We start from the raw sequence: 23334 nt of genomic DNA on the forward strand, positions 1-23334 counted from the left end.
CCGGGTCAGGGGCGCAACCGGGTCTGCCAGATCTCGTCCACGGCGGCGCGCAGGTCCGCCAGGGAGCCCTCGTTCACGATCGCCACGTCGGCCGCGGCCCGGCGCTGGGAGTCGGTGGCCTGCGCGCCGATCCGGGCACGCGCCTCGGCCTCGGTCATGCCACGGTCGCGCACCAGCCGGGCCAGCCGGGTCGCCTCGTCCGCGAACACGACGACCACCAGCTCGTACTGCTCCGCCAGGCCTGCCTCGATCAGCAGCGGCACGTCGTTGACGACCACCGCGTCCGGCGGGGCTGCCGCGGCCAGCTCCACGGTGCGAGCGCGTACCCGTGGGTGGATGATCGCCTCCAGGTCGCGGCGGGCCTGCTCGTCGCCGAAGACGACCTTGCCGAGCGCGGGGCGGTCGAGCGCGCCGTCGGCCCCGAGCACCTGCGGACCGAAGCGGGCGACCACCTCGGCCAGGCCGTCCGTGCCGGGCGCGACGACCTCGCGGGCCAGCCGGTCGGAGTCGATCACCACCGCGCCCAGCTCGGCCAGCCGCGCCGCCACCGCACTCTTACCGGATCCGATCCCGCCGGTCAGCCCCACCCATCGCACCGCCCCATGCTCGCACCCACCCGCGCCGCCCGCGCGGCCGCCCACCCGTCCCTCGCCCGCACCCACCGCGCCACGCGGGCGGTCCGGACGCGCGGGCGGCCCATGATCGCTCGACTTGCCAGGCAGGTGGACGAGTGGACGCTCAAGATACGCACAGATGCCAGGCACGTCGGGCGATCTTGGCGGGTGCCGGCCGCGCGTCGGCGGCGTCCGGCATCGGGGGTACACGAATGAGGGCGGCCCCCGACTCCGTGGAGTCGGGGGCCGCCCTTCGCTTCACTCAGGCGCGAGGCGAACCTCAGGCCTTGCCGCCCGCCAGCTTCTCGCGAAGCGCGGCCAGGGCCTCGTCGGTGGCGAGGGTGCCGCTGGGCTCCTCCGCCGCCTTGGCCGGGGCCGGGGTCGACGTCGACACGTTGCCGGACGGCACCTCGGACGCGGCGGCGGCGTCGGCCGCCCGCGAGGTGACGACCTGCTTGGTGTGCGCCTCCCAGCGCGCGCGGGCGTCGGCGTACTGCGCCTCCCACACCTCGCGCTGCTTCTCGTAGCCCTCGAGCCACTCACCCGTCTCCGGGTCGAAGCCCTCGGGGTAGATGTAGTTGCCCTCGTTGTCGTACGTCGCGGCCATGCCGTAGAGGGTCGGGTCGAAGTGCTCCTCGCCCTCGACGAAGCCCTCGTTGGCCTGCTTGAGCGACAGCGAGATGCGGCGACGCTCGAGGTCGATGTCGATGACCTTGACCATCACGTCGGAGCCGACCTGAACGACCTGCTCCGGGATCTCCACGTGGCGCTCGGCCAGCTCGGAGATGTGCACCAGGCCCTCGATGCCGTCCTCGACCCGGACGAACGCACCGAACGGCACCAGCTTGGTGACCTTACCCGGCACGATCTGCGTGATCGCGTGGGTACGGGCGAACTGACGCCACGGGTCCTCCTGGGTCGCCTTGAGCGACAGGGAGACGCGCTCGCGGTCCAGGTCCACGTCGAGAACCTCGACCTCGACCTCGGTGCCGACCTCGACGACCTCGGACGGGTGGTCGATGTGCTTCCAGGACAGCTCGGAAACGTGCACCAGGCCGTCCACGCCGCCCAGGTCCACGAAGGCGCCGAAGTTGACGATCGAGGACACGACGCCCTTGCGGACCTGGCCCTTCTGGAGCTTGTTCAGGAACTCGGTGCGCACCTCGGACTGGGTCTGCTCGAGGTAGGCCCGGCGGGACAGGACCACGTTGTTGCGGTTCTTGTCCAGCTCGATGATCTTCGCCTCGAGCTCGCGGCCGACGTACGGCTGCAGGTCGCGGACGCGGCGCATCTCGACGAGCGAGGCCGGCAGGAAGCCCCGCAGGCCGATGTCGAGGATGAGGCCACCCTTGACCACCTCGATGACGGAGCCACGCACGACGCCGTCGTCTTCCTTGATCTTCTCGATGGTGCCCCACGCACGCTCGTACTGCGCGCGCTTCTTGGAGAGGATCAGACGCCCCTCCTTGTCCTCCTTCTGGAGAACCAGGGCCTCGATGTGATCACCGACGGTGACGACGTCAGCAGGGTCCACATCGTGCTTGATCGACAACTCGCGCGAGGGGATGACGCCCTCGGTCTTGTAGCCGATGTCGAGCAGGACCTCGTCCCGGTCGACCTTGACGACGGTGCCTTCGACAATGTCGCCGTCGTTGAAGTACTTGATGGTCTCGTCAATCGCGGCGAGGAATGCCTCCTCAGAGCCGAGATCGTCGATGGTGACCCTGTTGGCGCTCGAGGTGGCCTCGATGCTGCTCGTCATGTGGACTGTTGCTCCGTCGGATGGATGTTCAGTGTGACCCAGTGGGTGTTCCACTGCCGCTCCCGCTCGCCTACGCTCCGGTGAGTTCCGGCGCGCTACGGGTCTGCTCCATGCCGAGAACCGCGGACGTGCGAGTGCATCGAACAGCTTACCGTGCCCATTACCACACGACGCAACCCCACCCCTCCCGTGACGCTCCCCTCTTCCTGATTCGGGGGACTGCACGGGGATTGCGGGGGAATTGTTCCGTGCGTCACACCCGGTGCGTCGCACCCAAAAGGCGGGCTCGTACGCTGTCCGGGTGGAGATCCATCCTGGCGAAGACGACCTCGACCACGGCGACCTCGGGGCTGTCGAGTCCGGGCCGGGGGTGACCCGCCGGCCGGTCACGGCCGCGGAGAACCTGCGCGCCTCCCGCGGCTGGTGGGACGCCGACGCCGACAACTACCAGTCCGAGCACGGCGAGTTCCTCGGCGAGGCCGACTTCGTGTGGTGCCCCGAAGGGCTGCGCGAGGCCGACGCCAAGCTGCTCGGCGACGTCGCCGGGCGCCGGGTGCTGGAACTGGGCTGTGGCGCGGCCGCCGCGGCCCGCTGGCTGGCCGCCCAGGGCGCGGACGTGGTGGCGATGGACCTGTCCGCGGGCATGCTGCGCCACGCCGAGCAGGCCGCCGCGCGCACCGGCATCCCGGTGCCGCTGGTGCAGGCCGACGCGAGCGCGCTGCCCTTCGCCGACGGGGCCTTCGACGTCGTCTGCACCGCGTTCGGCGCGGTGCCCTTCGTCGACGACTCGGCGTTGGTGATGCGCGAGGTGTTCCGGGTGCTCAAGCCGGGCGGGCGCTGGGTCTTCTCGGTCACCCACCCGATGCGCTGGATCTTCCTCGACGACCCGACCGAGGGCGGCCTGCGGGCGGTGCACTCCTACTTCGACCGCCGCCCCTACGTCGAGTACGACGAGCACGGCGCGGCGACCTACGTCGAGCACCACCGCACCATGGGCGACCGGCTGCGCGAGCTGCTCGGCGCGGGCTTCACCCTGATCGACCTGATCGAGCCGGAGTGGCCCGCGGGCCACGAGCAGATCTGGGGCCAGTGGTCCCCGCTGCGCGGCCGCCTCTTCCCCGGCACCGCCATCTTCGTCTCCACAAAACCCGCCACCTGAACCCGCCTTCGCCGCACCGCTGCCGCCGCCACCGGCCCGCCGCCTAGCTGGCGGGCTGGCTGGCGGGCTGGCGGGCTGGCGGGCTGGCGGGCTGGCGAAGATCGCCGTTTCGGGTCGGAAACTGCGGTCTGACCCCGCTTTCCGACCCGAAACAGCGATCTTCACTCCGCAGCGCCACCTCGCAGCGCCACCCGGCGCGCCACCTGCCCGCACGTTGCCGCCGGGTGCAAATTGCACTTTTCGGGAAACGGCGCGGGAGGGGTTTCGCCGGGCGGATGATCAGGGCGTGGCAATGGGGATATTCAGGACAAAGCGCATCGAAGCCGAGATGGCCGAGACGGTGGAGCCTGAACACAGGCTCAAGAAGAACCTGTCCACCCTCGACCTGATCATCTTCGGCGTCGCCGTGATCATCGGTACCGGCATCTTCGTGCTGACCGGCCGCCAGGCCGCCGTCAACGCCGGTCCGGCGATCGTGATCTCGTTCGTGGTGGCAGGCGTCGTCTGCGCGCTGGCGGCGCTCTGCTACGCCGAGTTCGCCTCGACCGTGCCGGTGGCCGGTTCGGCCTACACCTACTCCTACGCGACCCTGGGCGAGATCGTCGCCTGGATCATCGGCTGGGACCTGGTGCTCGAACTCGGCCTGGGCGCCGCGGTCGTGGCCCGCGGCTGGTCGGCGTACCTGGCGAACCTGCTCAGCCTGCCCGCGTGGGTGGCCGGCGAGAAGGCGATCCCCGACTTCGGGGCGATCTTCATCGTGGCGCTCTGCACCATCGTGGGCGTACTCGGCACCAAGCTGTCCAGCCGGGTCTCCGGCGTGCTGGTCGCGATCAAGCTGGCCGTGGTGCTGCTGGTGATCGTCGTGGGCGCCTTCTTCATCAAGTTCGCCAACTACAAGCCGTTCATCCCGCCGACCCAGCCGGCCGCGGACACCGGGGCCGGGGTGTGGCACACCCCGCTGTCGCAGCTGCTGCTGGGCATCGACCCGGTGCACTTCGGCATCCCCGGCATCCTGGCCGCCGCCGCGATCGTGTTCTTCGCCTACATCGGGTTCGACATCGTGGCGACAACCGCAGAGGAGGTGCGCAACCCGCAGCGGGACATGCCCCGCGGCATCATCGGCTCGCTGGTCATCTGCACCCTGCTCTACGTGCTGGTCTCCCTGGTCATCACCGGCATGGTGCACTACACCGAACTCGCCGTCGACGCGCCGCTGGCGCACGCCTTCGACGTGGTCGGCCAGCCGTGGGTCGCCAAGCTCATCTCGCTCGGCGCGATCTGCGGTATCACCACCGTGGTGCTGGTGCTGCTGCTCGGCCAGGTCCGGGTGCTGTTCGCGATGTCCCGCGACGGACTGCTGCCGGTCGGCATGGCCCGGGTGCACCGGTCCTACGGCACGCCGTACCTGATCACCATCGGGGTCGGCGTCATCGTCGCCCTGATGGCCGCGTTCATCCCGCTGGAGAAGCTGTCCGAGCTGGTCAGCATCGGCACGCTGTTCGCCTTCTTCGTGGTGGCGCTCGGCGTGATCGTGCTGCGCAAGACCCGGCCCGACCTGCCGCGCCCGTTCCGGGTGCCGTGGGTGCCGCTGCTGCCGATCCTCGCCGCGCTGGCGAGCCTGTGGCTGATGCTCAACCTGCCCGTCGACACCTGGGTCCGGTTCGCGATCTGGATGCTGCTCGGCTTCGTCATCTACTTCGTCTACAGCTACCACCACAGCCGCGAACGTCCCGGCATCCGCTACGACCGGGAGCACGCGACCATCACGGAACCGCCCAAGGTCGAATGACATCGCCCGCGCCACAGGTGCCGCCCCGTTCGGGGCGGCACCTGCTTTTTGCGCATCCCCACCACACATTGATTCCTGTAACAACATCTATGTACTCTCCGAGCCAGTTGCCGTCCAAACAGGACGGCACCTGGTTTTGGGGAGGAAGACGTGCCAACCAACCGGACCTGGCGTGCCCGCCTGCTGGCGTTCGCCGCGCTCACCGCCACCACCCTGGCCACCGTCGTGGCCCTGCCGTCACCCGCGCTCGCCGCCGGCGCGCCGTACCGGGCGGTCCCGGTCCCGGTCACCGCCCCCGCGGCGTCCGCGGACACCACCGTCATCCCCGGCGCCTACCTGGTCACCTTCCGGGCGGGCGCGGACCGCGGGGTCGCCCTGCGGGCACTGAAGGCCGCGGCCCGCGTCGACTTCGGGTCCACCGTCAACGGCTTCGCCGCCGACCTGACCGCCGCCCAGGTGCGCGAGCTGTCGCACAGCGCCGACGTGCTGGCCATCGAACGCGACGCCTGGCACCGCAACGTGCTCGACACCACCCAGCCGAGCCCGCCCGCGTGGGGCATCGACCGCATCGACCAGAACGCGCTGCCGCTGTCGGCGAGCTACACGTACACCGCTACCGGGGCCGGCGTGCACGCGTACATCATCGATTCGGGTGTCGACGCGTCCCACCCGAACTTCGGCGGCCGGGCCCAGTTCAACTACAACTCGATCGACAGCAACAACACCGACTGCAACGGGCACGGCACGCACGTGGCGGGCACCATCGGCTCCACCTCGTACGGCGTGGCCAAGTCGGCGACGCTGCACGGCGTGAAGTGGCTCAACTGCGCGGGCAGCGGCACCACGTCCAGCGCCGTCGCCGCGGTCAACTGGGTGCGCACCAACCACGTCAAGCCGGCCGTGGCCAACACCTCGTGGAACATGACGTACAGCTCGACGCTGGCCACCGCGCTGACCAACCTGATGAACGCGGGCGTCTTCCTGGCCACCTCGGCGGGCAACACCGGCGGCAACTCGTGCGACCGGCTGCCGCGCAACCTGACCGCGGCGCTCGTGGTCGCGGCGACCACCTCCACCGACGCCCGCGCCAGCTACTCCTCGATCGGCACCTGCGTGGACGTCTACGGCCCCGGTTCGGCCATCGTGTCCACCCTGCCCGGCAACACCACCGGCAGCTACAACGGCACCTCGATGTCGACCCCGCACGCGGCCGGCATCGCCGTGCTCTACAAGGCGACGTACGGCGACGCCAGCCAGGCGACCATCCACGCCTGGGTGATCAACAACGCCACCACCGGCGTGGTCACCGGCAGCCTCTCCGGCACCCCGAACCGCCTCCTGAACAAGCGGACCCTGTAACGGGTCCGCGCGCACCGGGCCGCCTCCACCGCGCCCGGTGCGCGCCGCTCCGGCCGCAGGTCCCCCCGTACGGCCGGAGCGGCGCTCCAGCGGGTAGATCCCCCAGCGTGATCATGAACTTATGGCACGGGTCGACGGCGTGTCGGTGCCACAACTTCATGATCGACGAGGTCAGGTGCGGGCCAGTGCCGCCGCGGCCTGGTCGATGATCTCGGCGGGGGTCAGGGTGATCGGGACGACGATCGCGCCCTCGTCCGGGCCGGGCGCTTCGAGGTCGGCGAGCTGGGAGTCGAGCAGGCGCGGGTTGAAGAAGTGCCCGGGGCGATTCGACAACCGCGAGGCCAGCAGTTCGCGCGAGCCGTCCAGGTACACCACCGCCAGGCCGGGCGCGGCCGCGCGCAGCAGGTCGCGATAGGAGCGTTTGAGCGCCGAGCAGGCCAGCACGGCGGGCACGCCCTCGTCCTGCTGCTCGGCCAGCCACTGGGCGCACAGCCGCAGCCAGGGTTCGCGGTCTTCGTCGGTCAGCGGGATGCCTGCCGACATCTTCATGACGTTGGCCTGCGGGTGCAGGTCGTCGCCGTCGGCGAAGATCGCGCCGAGGCGCTTGGCCAGCTGCGTGCCGATGGTGCTCTTGCCGCTGCCGGAGACTCCCATGACGAGTACGGTCGAGGCGCTCACGATCGTGACACTAGCTCAGCGGCCCGCGGCACGATCCCCGCATCGCCGTCCCGCACGGGTGCGGAGCCGGTCGGGCCGGCCCCGCACCGGCGGTCAGTGGTCGGCTTCGTTCCAGTCGTGGCCGGCGCCGACGGAGACCTCCAGTGGCACGGAAAGGTCGACGGCGCCGCCCATCTCCCGGCGCACCAGCGCCTCCAGGGTCTCCCGCTCGCCCGCGGCGACCTCGAACACCAGCTCGTCGTGGACCTGCAGCAGCATCCGCGAGGTCAGCCCCTCGGCGCGCAGCGCCTTGTCGACCCGCAGCATGGCCAGCTTGATGACGTCGGCGGCCGAGCCCTGGATCGGGGCGTTGAGCGCCATGCGCTCGGCCATCTCGCGCCGCTGCCGGTTGTCGCTGACCAGGTCGGGCAGGTAGCGGCGGCGGCCCAGAATGGTGGCCGTGTAGCCGTCCTTGCGGGCCTGGTCGACGACCGCGTGCAGGTAGTCGCGCACGCCGCCGAAGCGGGCGAAGTAGTCCTCCATCAGCCCGGTCGCCTCCGCGGTGGAGATGCCCAGCTGCTGGGAGAGCCCGTACGCCGAGAGCCCGTACGCCAGCCCGTACGACATGGCCTTGATCCTGCGCCGCTGCTCGGCGGTGACCGTGTCCGTCGCGAAGACCTTCGAGGCGACCGTGGTGTGCAGGTCCTCACCCGTCGCGAACGCCTCGATCAGGCCCGCGTCCTGCGACAGGTGCGCCATGATGCGCATCTCGATCTGGCTGTAGTCGGCCGTCAGCAGCGACTCGTGGCCCGGCCCGACCACGAAGGCGCGGCGGATGCGCCGGCCCTCCTCGGTGCGGATCGGCACGTTCTGCAGGTTCGGGTCGGTGCTGGACAGCCGGCCGGTGGCCGCCACGGTCTGGAAGAACGTGGTGTGGATGCGGCCGTCGTCGCTGACCGACTTGAGCAGCCCGTCGACCGTCGACTTCAGCTTCGCCACGTCGCGGTGGCGCAGCAGGTGCTCCAGCACCGGGTGCCCGGTCTGCGCGAACAGCCACTGCAGCGCGTCGGCGTCGGTGGTGTACCCCGTCTTGATCTTCTTGGTCTTGGGCAGGTTCAGCTCGCCGAACAGGATCTCCTGCAGCTGCTTGGGCGAGCCGAGGTTGAACTCGCGGCCCACGTCGCCGTACGCGGCCTGCGCCGCCGCCTTCACCTCACCGGCGAACTGGGCCTCCAGCTCGGTCAGGTAGTCGGTGTCGGCGGCGATGCCGATCCGCTCCATCGCGGCCAGCACCGGCACCAGCGGCAGCTCCACGTCGGCCAGCAGCCGGCCGCCGTCGCCGCGGTCCAGGTCCCCGCCCAGCGCGTCGACCAGGTCGAGCGTCGCGCGGGCGCGCAGCATCAGCGCCTCCTCGGCGGCGTGGTCGGCGGTGCCGTCGCCGAAGTCCAGCGCCAGCTGGCCGCTGTCGTTCGCCTCCGCCCGCAGCTCCCGGTGCAGGTAGCGCACCGCCAGGTCGGCCAGGTCGTAGGAGCGCTGGTCGGGGCGGGCCAGGTAGGCCGCGAGCGCGGTGTCGTGGGTCAGGCCGTTCAGCTCCCAGCCGCGGGCCTGCAGGGCCAGCAGCGCGGGCTTGGCGTCGTGCAGCACCTTGGGCTTGGCCGGGTCGGCCAGCCAGGCCGCCAGCGCCGCGTCGTCGGCCGGTTCCAGCCCGGCCGGGTCGACCCACACCGCGGCGTGGTCGGCGGCCAGCGCCAGCCCCGTCAGCGTGCCCGTGCCGCGGCCGAACGTGCCGGCCACGGCGACGCCGACCGGGCCGGTCGCCTGCTCGCTCAGCCAGGCCGCCAGCGCGCCGGGCTCGGTGAGCACGGTGCCGTCGATGTCGAAGCCGGCCTCGGCCTCCGGCTCGGCGGTGTCGAGGTACTGGTACAGCCGGTCGCGCAGCACCCGGAACTGCAGCGTGTCGAAGACCTGGTGCACGGCCTCGCGGTCCCAGGTGGTCCAGTGCGTGGAGGGGATGTCCAGCGGCAGGTCCAGGTCGTCGCGCAGCAGGTTGATCTGCTGGTTGCGCATCACCCCGGCCAGGTGCTCGCGCAGGCTCTCCCCCGCCTTGCCCTTGATCTCGTCGACCCGGGCGATGACGCCCTCCAGGCCGTCGTACTGGTTGATCCACTTGGCGGCGGTCTTCGGGCCCACACCCGGCACGCCGGGCAGGTTGTCGCTGGACTCGCCGACCAGCGCGGCCAGGTCGCGGTAGCGCTCCGGGCCCACGCCGTACTTCTCCAGCACCGCGGCCGGGTCCATGCGGGCCAGGTCGGACACGCCCTTGCGCGGGTACAGCACCGTGACGTTCTTGTTGACCAACTGGTACGCATCCCGGTCGCCGGTGCAGATCAGCACCCGCATGCCGGCCTCGCGGCCCTGCCGGGCGAGCGTGGCGATGATGTCGTCGGCCTCGTAGCCGGCCAGCTGCACGTGCTTGACCTGCAGCGCGTCCAGGACCTCCTGGACCAGGCTGACCTGACCCTTGAAGTCCGTCGGCGTCTCCGACCGCCCGGCCTTGTACTCGGCATACTGCTCCGTGCGGAACGACTGCCGCGACACGTCGAAGGCGACGGCGATGTGGGTCGGCTTCTCGTCCCGCAGCACGTTGATCAGCATCGAGGTGAAGCCGTACACGGCGTTGGTGGGCTGCCCCGTCGACGTCGCGAAGTTCTCCACCGGCAGCGCGAAGAACGCCCGGTAAGCCAGCGAATGCCCATCAAGCAGCAGCAGCGTCTCAGTCACCCGAAGAGCTTATGCCCTACCCCCGACGCCCTCCCCGAGGCCGCCGCGACGTGCCGGGTTGATCATGAACTTATGGCACGGGTCGACGGTGTGGCGCGGCCATAACATCATGATCATTTGTGCGTGGGGTCAGGCGGTCGGCTCGGTGATGCGCACGCCGACCGTGCCGTTCGCGCCACGGCGGATGCGGCTGCCCCACATGGTGATGCGGCCGAGGATGCCGTACTTCTTGGCCAGCAGATGGCGTACCGCCTCGGTCTCCTCGGCGCCCAGCAGCCTGGCACGGGCCGGGATGGTCGGGCCGGTGACCTTGCCGCGAACGTCGCAGTCGCTGATGGTGACCTTGCTGCTGCGCCGCAGCCGCTTGACCTTGCCGCTGTCGGCGACGGTCCACACATAGATCTCGGCGCCGTCCCGCACCGCCCAGACCGGCGTCGGCACCGCCCGGCCGTCCTTGCGGAACGTGGTGACCAGCAGGTAGTTCCCGAACTCGAGATCCGCGACGGTAGGCATGCGCCCACCCTAGTTGCCCTGCCCGCCCGGCCAGGAGCCCGCCCGCCGGCCCACTCCTCCGCGTCGATCATGAACCTGTGGCCACGACACACCGCCGAGCCGTGCCATAAGTTCATGATCAACGCACGAAAGCCGGCGGGTCAGAGGACTTTGCTGAGGAAGTCGCGGGTGCGGGGGTGTTGCGGGTTGGCGAGGACTTCGCGGGGTGCGCCGGATTCGATGACGACGCCGTCGTCCATGAAGATGAGCTGGTCGCCGACCTCGCGGGCGAAGCCGATCTCGTGGGTGACCACGACCATGGTCATACCGGAGCGGGCCAGGTCCTTCATCGCGTCGAGGACGTCGCCGACCAGTTCGGGGTCCAGGGCGCTGGTGGGCTCGTCGAACAGCATCAGTTTGGGGTCCATGGCCAGGGCGCGGGCGATCGCCACGCGCTGCTGCTGGCCGCCGGACAGCTGCGACGGGTAGTTGCCCGCCTTGTCGGCCAGGCCGACCCGGTCGAGCAGTTCGATGCCGCGCCGCCGGGACTCCGCCTTGCTCTGCCCCTTGACCATCGTCGGGGCCTCCATCACGTTCTCCAGCGCGCACATGTGCGGGAACAGGTTGAACCGCTGGAACACCATGCCGATCTCGCGGCGCTGCGCGGCGACCGCCTTGTCGTGCAGCTCGTACAGCTTGTCGCCCTTCTGCTGGTAGCCGACGAGCTTGCCGTCGACCCAGATCCGCCCGGCGTCGATCTTCTCCAGGTGGTTGATGCAGCGCAGGAACGTCGACTTGCCCGACCCGGACGGGCCCAGCACCACGCACACGTTGCCGCGCGGCACGGTGACGTCGATCCCGCGCAGCACCTTCACGTGCCCGAACGCCTTGTGCACGTTCTCCGCCCGGACCATGGGCTCCGCGGCGTCGCCCCCGGCGCGGACCACGGGCTCCGCGACCTCGCCCCCGAGGCGGACCACGGGCTCCGCGTCGTCGTCCGGCGCGCGGTGGCGCGCCTGGTCGCTCATGCCCCCACCTCGCCCGGCTCGGTCGCGGCGCCGGGGTCGCTTCGCTCGGTCATGGCAGCTCCGGGTTCGCTCCGTGCTCGGCGGCGAGGCCTTCGAGCTTCATCTTCGCCTTGTCGGCGCGGCCGTAGCCGCGGGAGAAGCGCTTCTCCAGGAAGTACTGGCCGACCAGCAGGATGCTGACCAGGAACAGGTACCACAGGATCGCCGCGACCAGCATCGGGAACACCTGGAAGGTGCGGTTGCCGATGGCCGAGAGCTGGAAGAACAGCTCGGCGGTGACCGGCACCGCGATGAGCAGCGAGGTGTCCTTCAGCATGGCGATGGTCTCGTTGCCGGTCGGCGGGATGATCACCCGCATGGCCTGCGGCAGCACCACCCGCCGCAGCGCCTGGCCGCGGCTCATGCCCAGCGCGGTGGCGGCCTCGTCCTGGCCCGGGTCGACCGACATCATGCCGGCCCGCACGATCTCGGCCATGTACGCCGCCTCCGACAGCGCCAGGCCCAGCACGCCGACCCAGAAGCCTACGAGCAGCTCGCGGGTGGAGATGCCGAACAGCCGCCAGTGCGCGTTCTCCAGCCCGAACAGCTTGCCGAGGTAGGTGTCGAACGGGACGCCGATCTCCAGGCGCGGCCAGAGGATGCCCAGGTTGCCCATGACGATCAGGAGCACGTACCGGGGCACGGCCCGGAAGAACCAGGTGTACGCCCACGAGGTGCCGCGCAGGATCGGGTTGTTGGACAGCCGCGCGACCGCGACGATGACGCCCAGCACCACGCCGATGATCATCGCCAGGACCGTGATCGTGACGGTGCCGACCAGCCCGCGCATCACCGGTGGCGTGAACATGTTCTGGAACATGAACTTCCACTGGAAGGCGCTGTTGGTGACCAGCAGGTGCACGAACATCGCCACCAGCACCGCGATCACCGCGATCGCGACCCACCGCCCCGGGTGCCGGACCGGGATGGCCTTGATCGGTTCGGCGTCCCGCGGCACCGGGGTGGCCGACGTGTCCGGGATGGTCATGGCCTACGGGTTGATCTGCGCGCTGGGCACGGCGCCCGCCTGCACGCCCCAGTTGGAGAGGATCTTCTCGTACGACCCGTTCTTGATCAGCTCGTCGACGGCGCCCTGCAGCGCCTTGGCCATCTCGGCCTGGTTGTTGCCGACCACGTAGCCGTACGGGGCCGAGTCGTAGATGCTGCCGAGCAGCTCCAGCTGGCCGTTGGACTGCTTGACCGCGTACGCCGCGACCGGCGAGTCGGCCAGCATGGCGTCGTCCTTGCCGGACACCACGGAGCTGGCGACCTGATCCTGGCCGGCGTAGGGCTGGATGGTCACGGCCGGCTTGCCCGCGGCGACGCACGCCTCGGAGCGCTTGGTGATGTCCTCGAACTGCACCGTGTCCTTCTGCACCGCGATGCGCTTGCCGCACGGGTCGTCGGGGTTGATCCCGGCCGGGTTGCCGGTCTTGGCCGCCCACTGGGTGCCGGCGCTGAAGTAGGTCACCATCTGCGCCTGCTTCTTGCGCTCGTCGTTGACGGTGAACGAGGAGACGCCGACCTCGTACTTGCCGGAGCCGACGCCCGGGATGATGTCGCCGAAGGTCGCCGGCTGGAACTCGGCGGTCAGCCCGAGAGTCTGGGCGACGGCTTTGAACAGGTCGACGTCGAAGCCGACGACGGTGGAACCGTCGGGGGCGAGGAACTCGTTCGGGGCGTACGTCGCGTCGACGCCCACCAGGATCTTGCCGTCGGACCTGATCGCCTCTGGCACCATCGCGGCCAGCGTCGGGTTCACCGACACGCTGGGCGCCGCGCTCGGGGATGCGGAGGGCTCGCCACCGCCGCAACCGCCCGCGGCCAGCGCGAGCGCGAACGCCCCGACCGGAATCAGTCTCTTGAGCACATCCATCCCCTTTGCGTACCGTGTGATGATTCACGGTAACGCAAAGTGAGTCGCATCCTGGTCTGAACCGGGGCACACCACCCCACCCGGCGAGCCGCCGCGGCGTGCCGGCACGAATGCGGGCGGCCCGCCGCCCACGCCCCGCAGGACGCGTGCGACGGGCCGCCCGTCAGCCGATCAGCGATCAGGCCACGCCGAGGTAGGCCGCCTTCACCGCAGGGTCGTGCAGCAGGTCGGAGCCCGTGCCCTCCTTGACGATGTTGCCGGTCTCCAGGACGTACGCCCGGTGGGCCCGGGACAGGGCCTGCTGGGCGTTCTGCTCCACCAGCAGCACCGTGGTGCCCTGCTGGTTGATCTCCGTGATGATCGTGAAGATCTGCTGGATGATCATCGGAGCGAGGCCCATCGAGGGCTCGTCGAGCAGCAGCAGCTTCGGGCGCGCCATCAGCGCGCGGCCGACCGCGAGCATCTGCTGCTCACCGCCCGACAGCGTGCCGCCGGCCTGCTTGCGCCGCTCGAGCAGGCGCGGGAACAGGCCGAAGACCCGCTCCATGTCCTTCGCGACCGCCGCGTGGTCGCGCCGGATGTACGCGCCCATCTCCAGGTTCTCCTGCACCGTCATGCCCGGGAACACACCCCGGCCCTCCGGCGCCTGGCAGATGCCGCGGGCCACCCGCAGATCCGCCCGTACCTTGCTGATGTCCTCGCCCTGGAAGCGGATCGCGCCCCGGGAGACCGCCCGCAGACCCGAGATGGCCCGCATGATGGTCGACTTGCCGGCGCCGTTCGCGCCGATCAGCGCGACGACCTCGCCCTCGTTGACGTGCAGGCTGATGCCGTGCAGGGCCTGGATCCGCCCGTAGTGCAGCGTGATGTCGTCGATCTCAAGCAGCATCGGGAACTCCCAGGTACGCAGCGACCACCTTCGGGTTGTCCCGCACCTCGGCCGGGGTGCCCTCGGCGATCTTCTTGCCGAACTCGAGCACGATGATCCGGTCCGTCACACCCATGACCAGACGCATGTCGTGCTCGATGAGCAGCACGGTCACGCCCGAGTCACGGATCTTCTTGATCAGCTCGAGCAGCGCGACCTTCTCGGCCGGGTTGAAGCCGGCAGCCGGCTCGTCCAGGCAGAGCAGGGCCGGGTTGGTGGCCAGCGCGCGGGCGATCTCCAGCCGGCGCTGGTCGCCGTAGGACAGGTTGCGCGCCAGGTCGTCGCTGCGCCCCGTGATGCCCACGAAGTCCAGCAACTCCAGCGCCCGCGCCTTGCTCCGGCGCTCCTCACGCCAGTGCTTGGGCAGCCGCAGCAGCGCCGTCGGCACACTGGTCGTGTTGTGCGCGTCGGCCCCGACCAGCACGTTCTCCAGCGCCGTCATCTCCGGGAAGAGACGGATGTTCTGGAACGTGCGGGCCATGCCCATCTTGGTGATCTTGTTTCGCTTCTTGCCGCTGACCTGCTCGCCCTTGAACCGGATCTGGCCCTCGGTCGGCAGGTAGACACCGGTCATCGCGTTGAAGCAGGTGGTCTTGCCGGCGCCGTTCGGGCCGATCAGACCGAGGATCTCGCCCTCGTACAGGGTGAAGTCCACCTGGTTCAGCGCGACCACGCCGCCGAAACGCAGCGTGACGTTGTCGACCTCCAGCAGTGGCTTGCGCTCACTCAACGGGGGCCACCTCCTTCTGACGGTCCTTGAGCTCGGCCGCACGGCGGCGGTTCGGCCACAGGCCCTGCGGACGGTAGATCATCACGACGATCAGCAGCGCGCCGAAGATGATGAAGCGCAGCGACGTCGGGCTGGTGTCCAGGCGGAAGATGCCGAACACGTCCACCGAGTGCGGCCAGCCGAACACGTCGCCGACCGAACGCAGCCACTCCGGCAGGTAGATCACCAGGAAGCCGCCCAGGATCGCGCCGCCGATGCTGCCCGCGCCGCCCAGCACGACCGCCGCCAGCACCAGGATCGAGTTCTCCAGGCTGAACGTGGCCGAGTTGACGAAGTTGGCCTGGCCCGCCCAGAGCGTGCCGGACAGACCGCCGACCGCCGCGCCGATCGCGAACGCCCACAGCTTGAACTTGAACGTGGGCACGCCCATCAGCTCGGCCGCGTCCTCGTCCTCGCGGATCGCGATCCACGCCCGGCCGACCCGGCTGTTGGCCAGGTTCCGGATCAGGAAGATCACCGCGATGATCACGGTCAGCACGAGCCAGTAGTACGGCGACCAGTCCAGGATGCCGAAGACCGGCGAGCCGTCGGACCAGGTGCCGGGCGGGTGCGCGACGCTCGGGATGCCCCGGTCGCCGTTCAGGATCCAGTCCTGGTTCTTCGCCACGATCCGGATGATCTCGGCAAAGCCCAGCGTCACGATCGCCAGGTAGTCACCGCGCAGTCGCAGCGTCGGCCAGCCGAGCAGCACACCCGACAGCAGCGCCAGCGACACGCCGATCGGCACCGTCACCAGCCACGGCCACGGGCTCTCCAGCCAGTTGTACTCCGTGATCAGCTTGCTGTCCGGCGAGGTCAGCAGCGCCACCGTGTACGCGCCTACGGCGAAGAAGCCGAAGAAGCCGAGGTCCAGCAGACCCGCGTAGCCCAGCACCACGTTCAGGCCCAGGGCCAGCAGAATGTAGTAACCGCACTGGAACAGCACGTTGGCCATGTCCGAGCCGGTGGTGTAGAAGGGCAGATACCCGCTGCCCACCGGGATCGGGAAGCCCAGGTTCTCGTAGAAGCCCTTGAGCGGCAGCACGTAGAGCAGCGCGATGCCGACGACGATCGCGGCGATGCGGGCCGGCTTCGGCAGCGCCCGGAAGCGGTCCCCGAGGTGCAGACCGCGACGCGGCTGCTTGATCGGTTCGGTCGTCATGCGCGGGCCCTCCCCAGCGATTCTCCCAGCAGACCGGTGGGGCGGAACATCAGCAGCACCAGCAGCACCACGAACGCGATGACGTTGGTCCAGTTCGAGCCGAACAGCGCGGCGCCGTAGGCCTCGACCAGCCCGAGCAGCAGACCACCGATGAGCGCGCCGCGCAGGTTGCCGATACCGCCCAGCACGGCGGCGGAGAACGCCTTCAGACCGATCAGGAAGCCACCGTTGAAGCGGGTGTTTCCCTGCTTGAGGTTGTAGAAGACCGCGGCGACGCCGGCCAGCAGGCCGCCCAGGAGGAACACCAGCGCGATCACGCGGCCCTTGTTCACACCCATCAGTGCGGCGGTGTCGGCGTCCTGGGCCACCGCCCGGATGCCCCGGCCGAAGCGGGTCTTGGAGACGAACCAGTCCAGCGCGAACATCACGCCCAGCGCGACCACGAGGGTCATCAGCTGCACCGGCGTCACCGTCCAGCCGCCTGCGGTGAAGAGCGGAGTGCTCGGCAGAATGCTCGGAATGCCCTGCTGACGACGCTCGGTGAGCGCGCCCATCGCCTCAGCCAGCACGAACGACGCGCCGATGGCGCTGATGAGGAACGCCAAGGGTGGGGCGTTGCGTTTGCGTAGTGGCCGGTAAGCCACGGTTTCCAGCAGCACCGCGACGCCGCCGGAGAACAGCGCGGCGACCACGAGGGCGACCAGAATCAGCAGCAGTGCCATGCCCAGGCTGGGGCGGGTGGAGTTGCTGTCGTAGCCCATCAGCCCCCAGGTCCACAGCGCGGCGAAGGTGCCGTACATGAAGACCTCGGAGTGGGCAAAGTTGATCAGGCGCAGCACGCCGTAGACCAGGGTGTATCCCAGAGCCACCAGCGCGTAGACCGACCCTTGGGCCAATCCGGTGGTGGTCAGATCCGGGAAACCCTGGATCAGGTCATCGAAATTCACGGGGGCTCCCGAAGGGGTTTCTCTTAAATGCCGGGTGCGGCCGGAAGAGGACTTCCGGCCGCACCCGGATCAACTGCGGATCACAAACCGATCAGGGGGATGATCAGCCCTTCGGGATCTGCGTGGCGTTGGCCCACGCGCCGTCCTTGGCAGTGAACGCCCAGACCGCGACCTGAGCCGGGTCCAGCTCGCCGTTGGCCTCCCACTTGTAGGTCACGCCGGTGGCGGAGCCCACACCGTTGTAGGTGCCCAGGAACGCCTGCAGGTCGGCACGCGTGGTCTTGCCGGCCTTGAAGCCCTCCAGGAAGACCTTGGTCAGGTCGTACGCCACGTCGGCGTACACGCCCGGGTCGGTGCCGAACTTGGCCTTGAAGTCGGCCACGAAGTTGCCCTTGGCCGCGGTGGCCGGGCCACAGGGGCACGTCACGACCGCGCCCTCGACGTCAGCCTTGCCGGTCACGCTCAGCATGTTGGCGTCGTAGAGGCCGTCGCCACCGATGAAGGTGCCCTTGAAACCGCCGGCACGCAGCTGCTTCAGGAACGGGGCCGCCTCCGGGGTGTAACCGCCGTAGAAGACCGCGTCCGCGCCGCTGCTCTTGACCGCGGTCACGACCGGGCCGAACTCCTGCTGCTTCTCGGTGACCTTGTCCTGGCCGACGACGGCGGCGCCGAGGATCTTCTTGACCTCGTCACGCAGGCCGGTGCCGTACGCGGACTGGTCGTCGACGATGAAGACCTTGGTGGCCTTCGCGACGTCCTTCAGGTAGCGGCCGATGGCCGGGCCCTGGGACAGGTCGTTGCCGACGCCACGGTGGAAGATCTTCCAGCCCTTGCTGTTCAGGCTCGGGCGGGTGGCCGACTGGGTGATGATCGGCAGGCCGGCCTGGTCGAAGATCGGGTTGGCGACCTCGGACTCGCCCGAGAACGCCGGGCCGACGATACCGATGATCTTGGCGTCGGCAACCGCGCTGGTCGCCAGGGCGGCAGCCTTGTCCGGCGAGCCCTGCGAGTCGAACGGCACCAGCTGGACGTCTGCGCCGGGGTTCGCCGCGTTGTACTCCGCGATCGCCAGCTCGGCGCCGTTCTTGCCCGGCGTCACCAGACCGGCGTTGTCACCGGTGAGGGCGCCGAAGAAACCGATCTTCAGCCCCGAAACCGTGCTGCCGCCCGGCGTCGTGGCTTCTTCCTTCTTGCATGCAGCGGCACCACCGGCGACGAGCGCCAGAATGGCGACGCCTCCGAGCACACGCGCGAGTCGTTGCCTCAAGGCTGAAACCCTCCTCCATCCGAGATCCGGACCCGCTCGCCACGACCGTGCGGGCAGCAGGACCGGAACAGATCGTGTACCACGATCTGGCCAGGGACGTTATACGACTCACACCCTGATCGGTAAGACCTCGCCTAAGGGTTGACCCAACCGTTACTTGAGCAGCACCAATCGGGCGTACACGGCGGTGACCTGGGAGTATCATCGACCGGCTGTCGGCAGATCCGTGATCCACACATGTGCCCCAGAACCGTCGTCGCTCATCGCCAGAACGCGGCCGCCCGCCCCCGCGACACCCGCGGCGGAGACCCCGGCCGCGCGCAGCGGCGCCGGCGAAGTCACCGAGACCCAGCCCTGCTCAGGTGACATAAGCCACAACCTGTACATCTCGCCATCCGAGACGACGGTCACCAGTCCGGCGTCCACGACCGCCAGCCCGGCCACCCACGCCACCGGCCCCGGCCGCGTCGAACCGAACACCCCGGCCTCCGACCAGGCGCCGTCCACCAGCCGCCACGCCCCGAACCGCGCCCCACGCAGCCCCACCGCGTACGGCGTGCCCGCCAGCAGCGCCACCCGGTCGAACTCCTCGTAGTCCGGCGACTCCGGCGCGGGCAGACGGGTCCAGTGCTCGCCGTCCGGCGACCTCCAGGCCAGCGCGTCGCGGTCGATCCGGTCCGCGCGGGTCAGCGCCCCCACCATCAGCCAGCCGCCGCCCACCGGCAGCACGTCGTACGCCGTGGTCCGCCCCCGGGCATCGCCCGCCAGCTCCGGCAGGCCCTCCCGGATGGTGAACCCGGTCGCGTCCGGCGACAGCCACACCGCCGACCCCGCCAGCCGGTTCCCGGCGATCGCCCAGCCCAGGGGGCCGCCCGCGAGCCGGACCGTGTTCACGGCGTCCGGGCCGCCGTAGAGCTGGAACCCCGCGATCACCTCGTGCAGCGGGCCGTCCGGGCCGCCGTACCACTGGGTGATCCGCGGGTTGCCGTGCGCTCCCCCGCTGCGCGCGCCGAGCATCGCGATCCGGTCGCCGCGGCAGCCGAGCGCGTAGATCACGGCCCGCTCGCCGTAGTAACTGGTCCCCTGGAACTCCAGCGACCGCCAGTTCTCGGCGTCGGCGCTGGTCCACACCACGGGCCGGGTGACACCCGCCGGGTCGGCGAGCGCCCCAGACAGATACCACCGGCCGCCGCAGACCGTCGCGTCACGCAGCACCAGCCGACCGGACGGGCCGGGCGGTGCGGGCAGCGTCAGCTCGCGCCACTGCGGGCGCAGCACTGTCTCGGGCACCGGGGTCGGCACGGCGGGAGTGCACCCGCCGGCCAGAGCGACCAGGAGCGTCAGCGCGACCATGCCACGACCGGACAGCATCGCCCGATCGTAGGCGCGCCGCCGCGACCCCGCAGGCCCCCGCTCGCGGCGTATGTCTGAGCTGCTACTCGGCGGACTCCGCGGCCGCCGCCTCGACGATGATCCGCTCGGCCACCTCGCGCATCGTCAGGCGGTGGTCCATCGCCGTGCGCTGGATCCACTTGAACGCCTGCGGCTCGTTCATGCCGTACTGCGTCATCAGCGCGCCCTTGGCCCGCTCGACCGCCTTGCGGGTCTCCAGCCGGTCGTTCAGCCCGGCGACCTCGGCCTCCAGGGCCGCCACCTCGGCGAACCGGGACAGCGCGATCTCGATCGCGGGCACCAGGTCACTCTGCTGGAACGGCTTGACCAGGTAAGCCATCGCACCCGCGGCGCGGGCCCGCTCGACCAGGTCACGCTGGCTGAACGCGGTCAGGATGATCACCGGGGCGATACGCGCGCCGGCGATCCGCTCCGCGGCCGCCAGGCCGTCCATGATCGGCATCTTGATGTCCAGGATGCACAGGTCGGGGTGCAGCTCCTCGGCCAGCTTCACCGCGGTCTCGCCGTCACCGGCCTCGCCGACCACGTCGTAGCCCTCCTCGCCGAGCATCTCGGCCAGGTCCAGCCTGATCAGCGCCTCATCCTCCGCGATCAGCACCCGCTTGCGCGCGACACCAGCCTGCTTCTCGGTCACCGGAACCACAACCCCCACACCACGAACGGAACTGGGCTACCCGTAACCGGGTGCCGCACACGTCAGCCTAGTAGGTACGCTAATGCCTGCCGTAGTCCCCGTACTCCAACCGGCAGAGAGACGGAGCTCAAACCTCCGACAGTGTGGGTTCGAATCCCACCGGGGGCACTCACCGCTGTTCAGGGGCAGTGTCATACCTCTCCGGCAGCCTGTCGGCGTGCACCCCCGATCTGTTCGCGACGCGGCCCGGGAACTCCACCACGCCGGCCTCACCGTCGCCGAGGTCTCCCGCCAGCTGGATCTGCGCTACCGGACGGTCTGGGAATGGTGCAACAGACCTATGCCCACCGACGACGTGGCGCAGCGGTGTCCGCGCTGCCAGGACCCGCCGCGACCACCCGACGATCCCGCCGCGTATGCGTACCTGCTGGGGCAGTACCTCGGCGACGGCCACGTGTCGCTCACCGCCCGCGTTCCGGTGCTCCGGATCGCGTGCGCCGACGCCTATCCGGGCATCATGGACGACTGCGAGCAGGCGATGCTGGCGGTGCTGGCGCGGCGGGTCTCCCGCGTCCGTGCGATCGGGTGCACCACCGTGCAGAGCGTCGCCAAGCATTGGCCGTGCCTGTTGCCGCAGGCCGGCCCAGGCAGGAAGCACGAGCGGCGCATCGAGCTGACGGGATGGCAGCAGGAGGTCGTCACCGCCGTGCCCGGATTGTTCGCCCGCGGGCTGTTCCACTCCGACGGGTGCCGGGCCGTCAACCGCATCGTCAAGGCCGGGAAGACCTACGAGTACCCCCGCTACCTGTTCGCCAACGAGTCCACGGACATCCTCGCGCTGTGCGGCTGGGCGCTGGACCTGCTCGGCGTGGCCTGGCGGCTGAACCGCCGCAACTCGCTGTCCGTGGCCCGCCGCGACGCCGTCGCCCGGCTCGACGAGCATGTCGGCCCGAAGTCCTGATCGCACCCGCTCTATCGGCACAGGCTGTGCTGTCCCGTGTGGCGGCACGCACAGGCTGTAAACCATCCTAGGATTCCAGCCCACAGCGGAACCGCTGAGGCGGCCGGCTGCGGGCTGGAATGCGCTGGTCAGGCGGCGGGCACAAGCTCCGGCTCGGCGGTGGCGGGCTGGACGGCACGGGTACGCCGCCAGGCGCTCACCGACAGGCTGATGGCGACCGCCCACAGCACCACCACGAGCGGGTAGGCGTACGGCCCGAACGCGGGTTCGACCTTGAACACCCGCAGCAGGCTGCGCGTGTTGACGAGGATGATGAGCCCGCCGACGAACGCGCCGAGCAGCTGCGCGGGCACGTGCCGGACCAGCCAGGCGGCGATCGGCGCGGCGATGACGCCGCCGACGAGCAGCGCGGCGACGGTCGGCAGCACGAAGCCTTCGGAACCGAGCCCGAGCAGGAAGCCGACGCTGGCGGCGCTGGCGACGAGGAACTCGGAGGTGCCGACGGAGCCGATGACCCGGCGGGGCTCCATGCTGCCGGAGGCGAGCAGGGTCGGCGTGGCGACGGGGCCCCAGCCTCCCCCGCCGGTGGCGTCGATGAAGCCGGCGAACAGGCCGAGCGGGGCGAGGAAGCGGCGCGGGAGCGCGCGCGGCCGGGTGGGCCGCAGCGGGCGGGCGAAGCGGATCAGCAGGTAGACGCCGAGCGCGAACAGGATGCCGGCCGTCCACGGGATGGCGGATGCGGTGGAGATGCTGCTCAGCACGGTGGCTCCGGCGAACGCGCCGGCGGCGCCGGGCAGGGCGATGTTGCGTACGACGCGCCAGTCGACGTTGCCGAAGCGCCAGTGGGAGATGCCCGAGGCCAGGGTGGTGCCGACCTCGGCGAGGTGCACGGAGGCGGACGCGGTGGCCGGGGAGATCCCGGCGATGAGGAGCAGGGTGCTGGAGGTTACTCCGTAGGCCATGCCCAGCGCCCCGTCGACGAGCTGGGCGGCGAGCCCCACCAACGCCATGACCAGCAGTTTCCGCACGGCTGTTGCCCCCCACTGATCCCAGCTTCTTGGTATTTCCGATCAGTTTAATAGGAATGACAGGGAAGGCAAGTCCCGGTTGTTAACTAATGGTGAAACGAGGCTGTCCGGAATCCGTCAGGAGGCGGCGAGCGGCAGGTGGGCGGCGACCGGCTCGGGCAGCACCCCGGCGATGACGTGCGCGATCGTGACCTGGGTCAGGATGGCGCGTTCCGACTCCTCCACCGCGGTCCACACCTGCTGCAGCGCCTGCGCCGCGCCGAGGGGGGCGTCGGCCTGCACAGCCCTGGGCGAGCCGAGCGGGCCGTCGATCACCTCGACGACCTCCACCAGGGAGATCTGCTCCGCCGGCCGGGCCAGCCAGTACCCGCCGTCCGGGCCGCGCTGGGCGAACACGATGCCGCCCCGCCGCAGCTGCAGCAGGATGCTCTCGCAGAACTTGGGCGGGATCTCCTGCGCACGGGCGATGCGCTCGGAGGTGACCGGCCCCTCGCCCGCCGAGGCGAGTTCGATCACGGCACGCAACGCGTAGTCGACACGAGCGGACAGTCGCATGACCCGATTATCGCCCGAACGGATCACCCGCCCACCTGAACGATCCCCACCCCGTGACCCATCCCATCCCTTGATCACACCGATCATGTGAACCGCGGGCAGTTTGCCCTGTTT

At 70.0% G+C, this 23334-nt stretch carries 20 protein-coding genes, 1 tRNA gene and 1 pseudogene; 5 read left to right on the forward strand and 17 right to left on the reverse strand.

The window, feature by feature from the left end; genetic code table 11:
* Nucleotides 1–8 precede the first annotated feature (8 nt).
* A pseudogene (coaE, locus tag F6W97_RS34010) lies at nucleotides 9–596 on the reverse strand (dephospho-CoA kinase); the annotation flags it as partial.
* Nucleotides 597–894: 298 nt separating this feature from the next.
* Nucleotides 895–2376 carry a 30S ribosomal protein S1 gene (rpsA, locus tag F6W97_RS34015; protein WP_144121383.1) on the reverse strand — a complete coding sequence of 494 codons (1482 nt, stop codon included), beginning with the start codon at nucleotides 2374–2376 and terminating at the stop codon, nucleotides 895–897.
* A 370-nt stretch (nucleotides 2377–2746) separates the two neighbouring features.
* Between rpsA and F6W97_RS34020 the strand changes: the two genes are divergently transcribed.
* The 3 genes from F6W97_RS34020 to F6W97_RS34030 all read left to right on the forward strand — a co-directional run bounded on the left by F6W97_RS34020 (nucleotide 2747) and on the right by F6W97_RS34030 (nucleotide 6683).
* Complete coding sequence (locus tag F6W97_RS34020) at nucleotides 2747–3535, forward strand: class I SAM-dependent methyltransferase (protein ID WP_230687222.1); 789 nt, start codon at nucleotides 2747–2749, stop codon at nucleotides 3533–3535.
* Nucleotides 3536–3863: 328 nt separating this feature from the next.
* Nucleotides 3864–5324, forward strand: a complete 1461-nt coding sequence (locus tag F6W97_RS34025) for an amino acid permease (protein WP_230687210.1) — start codon at nucleotides 3864–3866, stop codon at nucleotides 5322–5324.
* A 150-nt stretch (nucleotides 5325–5474) separates the two neighbouring features.
* Nucleotides 5475–6683, forward strand: a complete 1209-nt coding sequence (locus F6W97_RS34030) for a S8 family peptidase (RefSeq protein ID WP_155374653.1) — start codon at nucleotides 5475–5477, stop codon at nucleotides 6681–6683.
* Nucleotides 6684–6854: 171 nt separating this feature from the next.
* On the opposite strand, the gene F6W97_RS34035 is transcribed toward F6W97_RS34030, so the two are convergent.
* The 13 genes from F6W97_RS34035 to F6W97_RS34095 form a co-directional block, all read right to left on the reverse strand.
* Nucleotides 6855–7361, reverse strand: a complete 507-nt coding sequence (locus F6W97_RS34035) for a gluconokinase (protein WP_230687211.1) — start codon at nucleotides 7359–7361, stop codon at nucleotides 6855–6857.
* A 93-nt stretch (nucleotides 7362–7454) separates the two neighbouring features.
* Nucleotides 7455–10121: a DNA polymerase I gene (gene polA / locus F6W97_RS34040; protein WP_155374654.1), complete on the reverse strand. Its 2667-nt coding sequence runs from the start codon at nucleotides 10119–10121 to the stop codon at nucleotides 7455–7457.
* A gap of 129 nt (nucleotides 10122–10250) precedes the next feature.
* Nucleotides 10251–10634, reverse strand: coding sequence for a PPOX class F420-dependent oxidoreductase (locus F6W97_RS34045; protein ID WP_155374655.1), 384 nt, complete (start codon nucleotides 10632–10634; stop codon nucleotides 10251–10253).
* A 140-nt stretch (nucleotides 10635–10774) separates the two neighbouring features.
* Complete coding sequence (locus tag F6W97_RS34050; protein WP_155374761.1) at nucleotides 10775–11527, reverse strand: amino acid ABC transporter ATP-binding protein; 753 nt, start codon at nucleotides 11525–11527, stop codon at nucleotides 10775–10777.
* A gap of 163 nt (nucleotides 11528–11690) precedes the next feature.
* The gene (locus F6W97_RS34055; RefSeq protein WP_155374656.1) at nucleotides 11691–12668 is read right to left on the reverse strand and encodes an amino acid ABC transporter permease; all 978 of its coding nucleotides are present in this window, start codon (nucleotides 12666–12668) and stop codon (nucleotides 11691–11693) included.
* Nucleotides 12669–12671: 3 nt separating this feature from the next.
* The gene (locus F6W97_RS34060; RefSeq protein WP_155374657.1) at nucleotides 12672–13556 is read right to left on the reverse strand and encodes an ABC transporter substrate-binding protein; all 885 of its coding nucleotides are present in this window, start codon (nucleotides 13554–13556) and stop codon (nucleotides 12672–12674) included.
* A gap of 178 nt (nucleotides 13557–13734) precedes the next feature.
* Nucleotides 13735–14445, reverse strand: coding sequence for an ABC transporter ATP-binding protein (locus F6W97_RS34065; protein WP_155374658.1), 711 nt, complete (start codon nucleotides 14443–14445; stop codon nucleotides 13735–13737).
* Nucleotides 14435–15214 (reverse strand): ABC transporter ATP-binding protein, encoded by a 780-nt coding sequence (locus F6W97_RS34070; RefSeq protein WP_230687213.1) that lies wholly within the window; start codon nucleotides 15212–15214, stop codon nucleotides 14435–14437. Before F6W97_RS34070 ends, F6W97_RS34065 begins: the two co-directional genes overlap by 11 nt.
* The gene (locus F6W97_RS34075) at nucleotides 15207–16415 is read right to left on the reverse strand and encodes a branched-chain amino acid ABC transporter permease (protein WP_155374660.1); all 1209 of its coding nucleotides are present in this window, start codon (nucleotides 16413–16415) and stop codon (nucleotides 15207–15209) included. Before F6W97_RS34075 ends, F6W97_RS34070 begins: the two co-directional genes overlap by 8 nt.
* A complete protein-coding gene (locus F6W97_RS34080) occupies nucleotides 16412–17362 on the reverse strand; it encodes a branched-chain amino acid ABC transporter permease (RefSeq protein ID WP_155374661.1) in 951 nt (316 codons plus the stop codon). The genes F6W97_RS34075 and F6W97_RS34080 overlap by 4 nt, the downstream gene beginning before the upstream one ends.
* A 103-nt stretch (nucleotides 17363–17465) precedes the next feature.
* Nucleotides 17466–18629 (reverse strand): branched-chain amino acid ABC transporter substrate-binding protein, encoded by a 1164-nt coding sequence (locus tag F6W97_RS34085; RefSeq protein ID WP_155374662.1) that lies wholly within the window; start codon nucleotides 18627–18629, stop codon nucleotides 17466–17468.
* Nucleotides 18630–18830: 201 nt separating this feature from the next.
* Nucleotides 18831–20000: a hypothetical protein gene (locus tag F6W97_RS34090; RefSeq protein WP_155374663.1), complete on the reverse strand. Its 1170-nt coding sequence runs from the start codon at nucleotides 19998–20000 to the stop codon at nucleotides 18831–18833.
* Nucleotides 20001–20064: 64 nt separating this feature from the next.
* Entirely contained in the window at nucleotides 20065–20676 is a 612-nt protein-coding gene (locus F6W97_RS34095; RefSeq protein WP_155374664.1) for an ANTAR domain-containing response regulator, read from the reverse strand.
* A 94-nt stretch (nucleotides 20677–20770) separates the two neighbouring features.
* Here F6W97_RS34095 and F6W97_RS34100 point away from each other — a divergent pair.
* Nucleotides 20771–20844: transfer RNA gene (locus F6W97_RS34100), tRNA-Leu, on the forward strand.
* Between the two features lie 49 nt (nucleotides 20845–20893).
* Nucleotides 20894–21637: a terminase gpP N-terminus-related DNA-binding protein gene (locus tag F6W97_RS34105; protein ID WP_155374665.1), complete on the forward strand. Its 744-nt coding sequence runs from the start codon at nucleotides 20894–20896 to the stop codon at nucleotides 21635–21637.
* Nucleotides 21638–21765: 128 nt separating this feature from the next.
* Here F6W97_RS34105 and F6W97_RS34110 read toward each other — a convergent pair whose 3' ends face one another.
* Together F6W97_RS34110 and F6W97_RS34115 are read right to left on the reverse strand one after the other, a co-directional pair.
* Nucleotides 21766–22665 carry a sulfite exporter TauE/SafE family protein gene (locus tag F6W97_RS34110; protein ID WP_155374666.1) on the reverse strand — a complete coding sequence of 300 codons (900 nt, stop codon included), beginning with the start codon at nucleotides 22663–22665 and terminating at the stop codon, nucleotides 21766–21768.
* 117 nt (nucleotides 22666–22782) lie between these two features.
* Nucleotides 22783–23220, reverse strand: a complete 438-nt coding sequence (locus F6W97_RS34115; protein WP_155374667.1) for an RrF2 family transcriptional regulator — start codon at nucleotides 23218–23220, stop codon at nucleotides 22783–22785.
* Between the last annotated feature and the right edge of the window lie 114 nt (nucleotides 23221–23334).

It is taken from the genome of Catellatospora vulcania (genome assembly GCF_009720385.1).
Lineage (GTDB): Bacteria > Actinomycetota > Actinomycetes > Mycobacteriales > Micromonosporaceae > Catellatospora > Catellatospora vulcania.

Coding starts and splice junctions, on each gene's coding strand:
- rpsA (WP_144121383.1), bottom strand. CDS start 2,376: ATGACGAGCAGCATCGAGGCCACCTCGAGCGCCAACAGGGTCACCATC.
- F6W97_RS34025 (WP_230687210.1), top strand. CDS start 3,864: ATGGCCGAGACGGTGGAGCCTGAACACAGGCTCAAGAAGAACCTGTCC.
- F6W97_RS34045 (WP_155374655.1), bottom strand. CDS start 10,634: ATGCCTACCGTCGCGGATCTCGAGTTCGGGAACTACCTGCTGGTCACC.
- F6W97_RS34050 (WP_155374761.1), bottom strand. CDS start 11,527: ATGGTCCGGGCGGAGAACGTGCACAAGGCGTTCGGGCACGTGAAGGTG.
- F6W97_RS34055 (WP_155374656.1), bottom strand. CDS start 12,668: ATGACCATCCCGGACACGTCGGCCACCCCGGTGCCGCGGGACGCCGAA.
- F6W97_RS34060 (WP_155374657.1), bottom strand. CDS start 13,556: ATGGATGTGCTCAAGAGACTGATTCCGGTCGGGGCGTTCGCGCTCGCG.
- F6W97_RS34065 (WP_155374658.1), bottom strand. CDS start 14,445: ATGCTGCTTGAGATCGACGACATCACGCTGCACTACGGGCGGATCCAG.
- F6W97_RS34075 (WP_155374660.1), bottom strand. CDS start 16,415: ATGACGACCGAACCGATCAAGCAGCCGCGTCGCGGTCTGCACCTCGGG.
- F6W97_RS34090 (WP_155374663.1), bottom strand. CDS start 20,000: ATGCTGTCCGGTCGTGGCATGGTCGCGCTGACGCTCCTGGTCGCTCTG.
- F6W97_RS34115 (WP_155374667.1), bottom strand. CDS start 23,220: ATGCGACTGTCCGCTCGTGTCGACTACGCGTTGCGTGCCGTGATCGAA.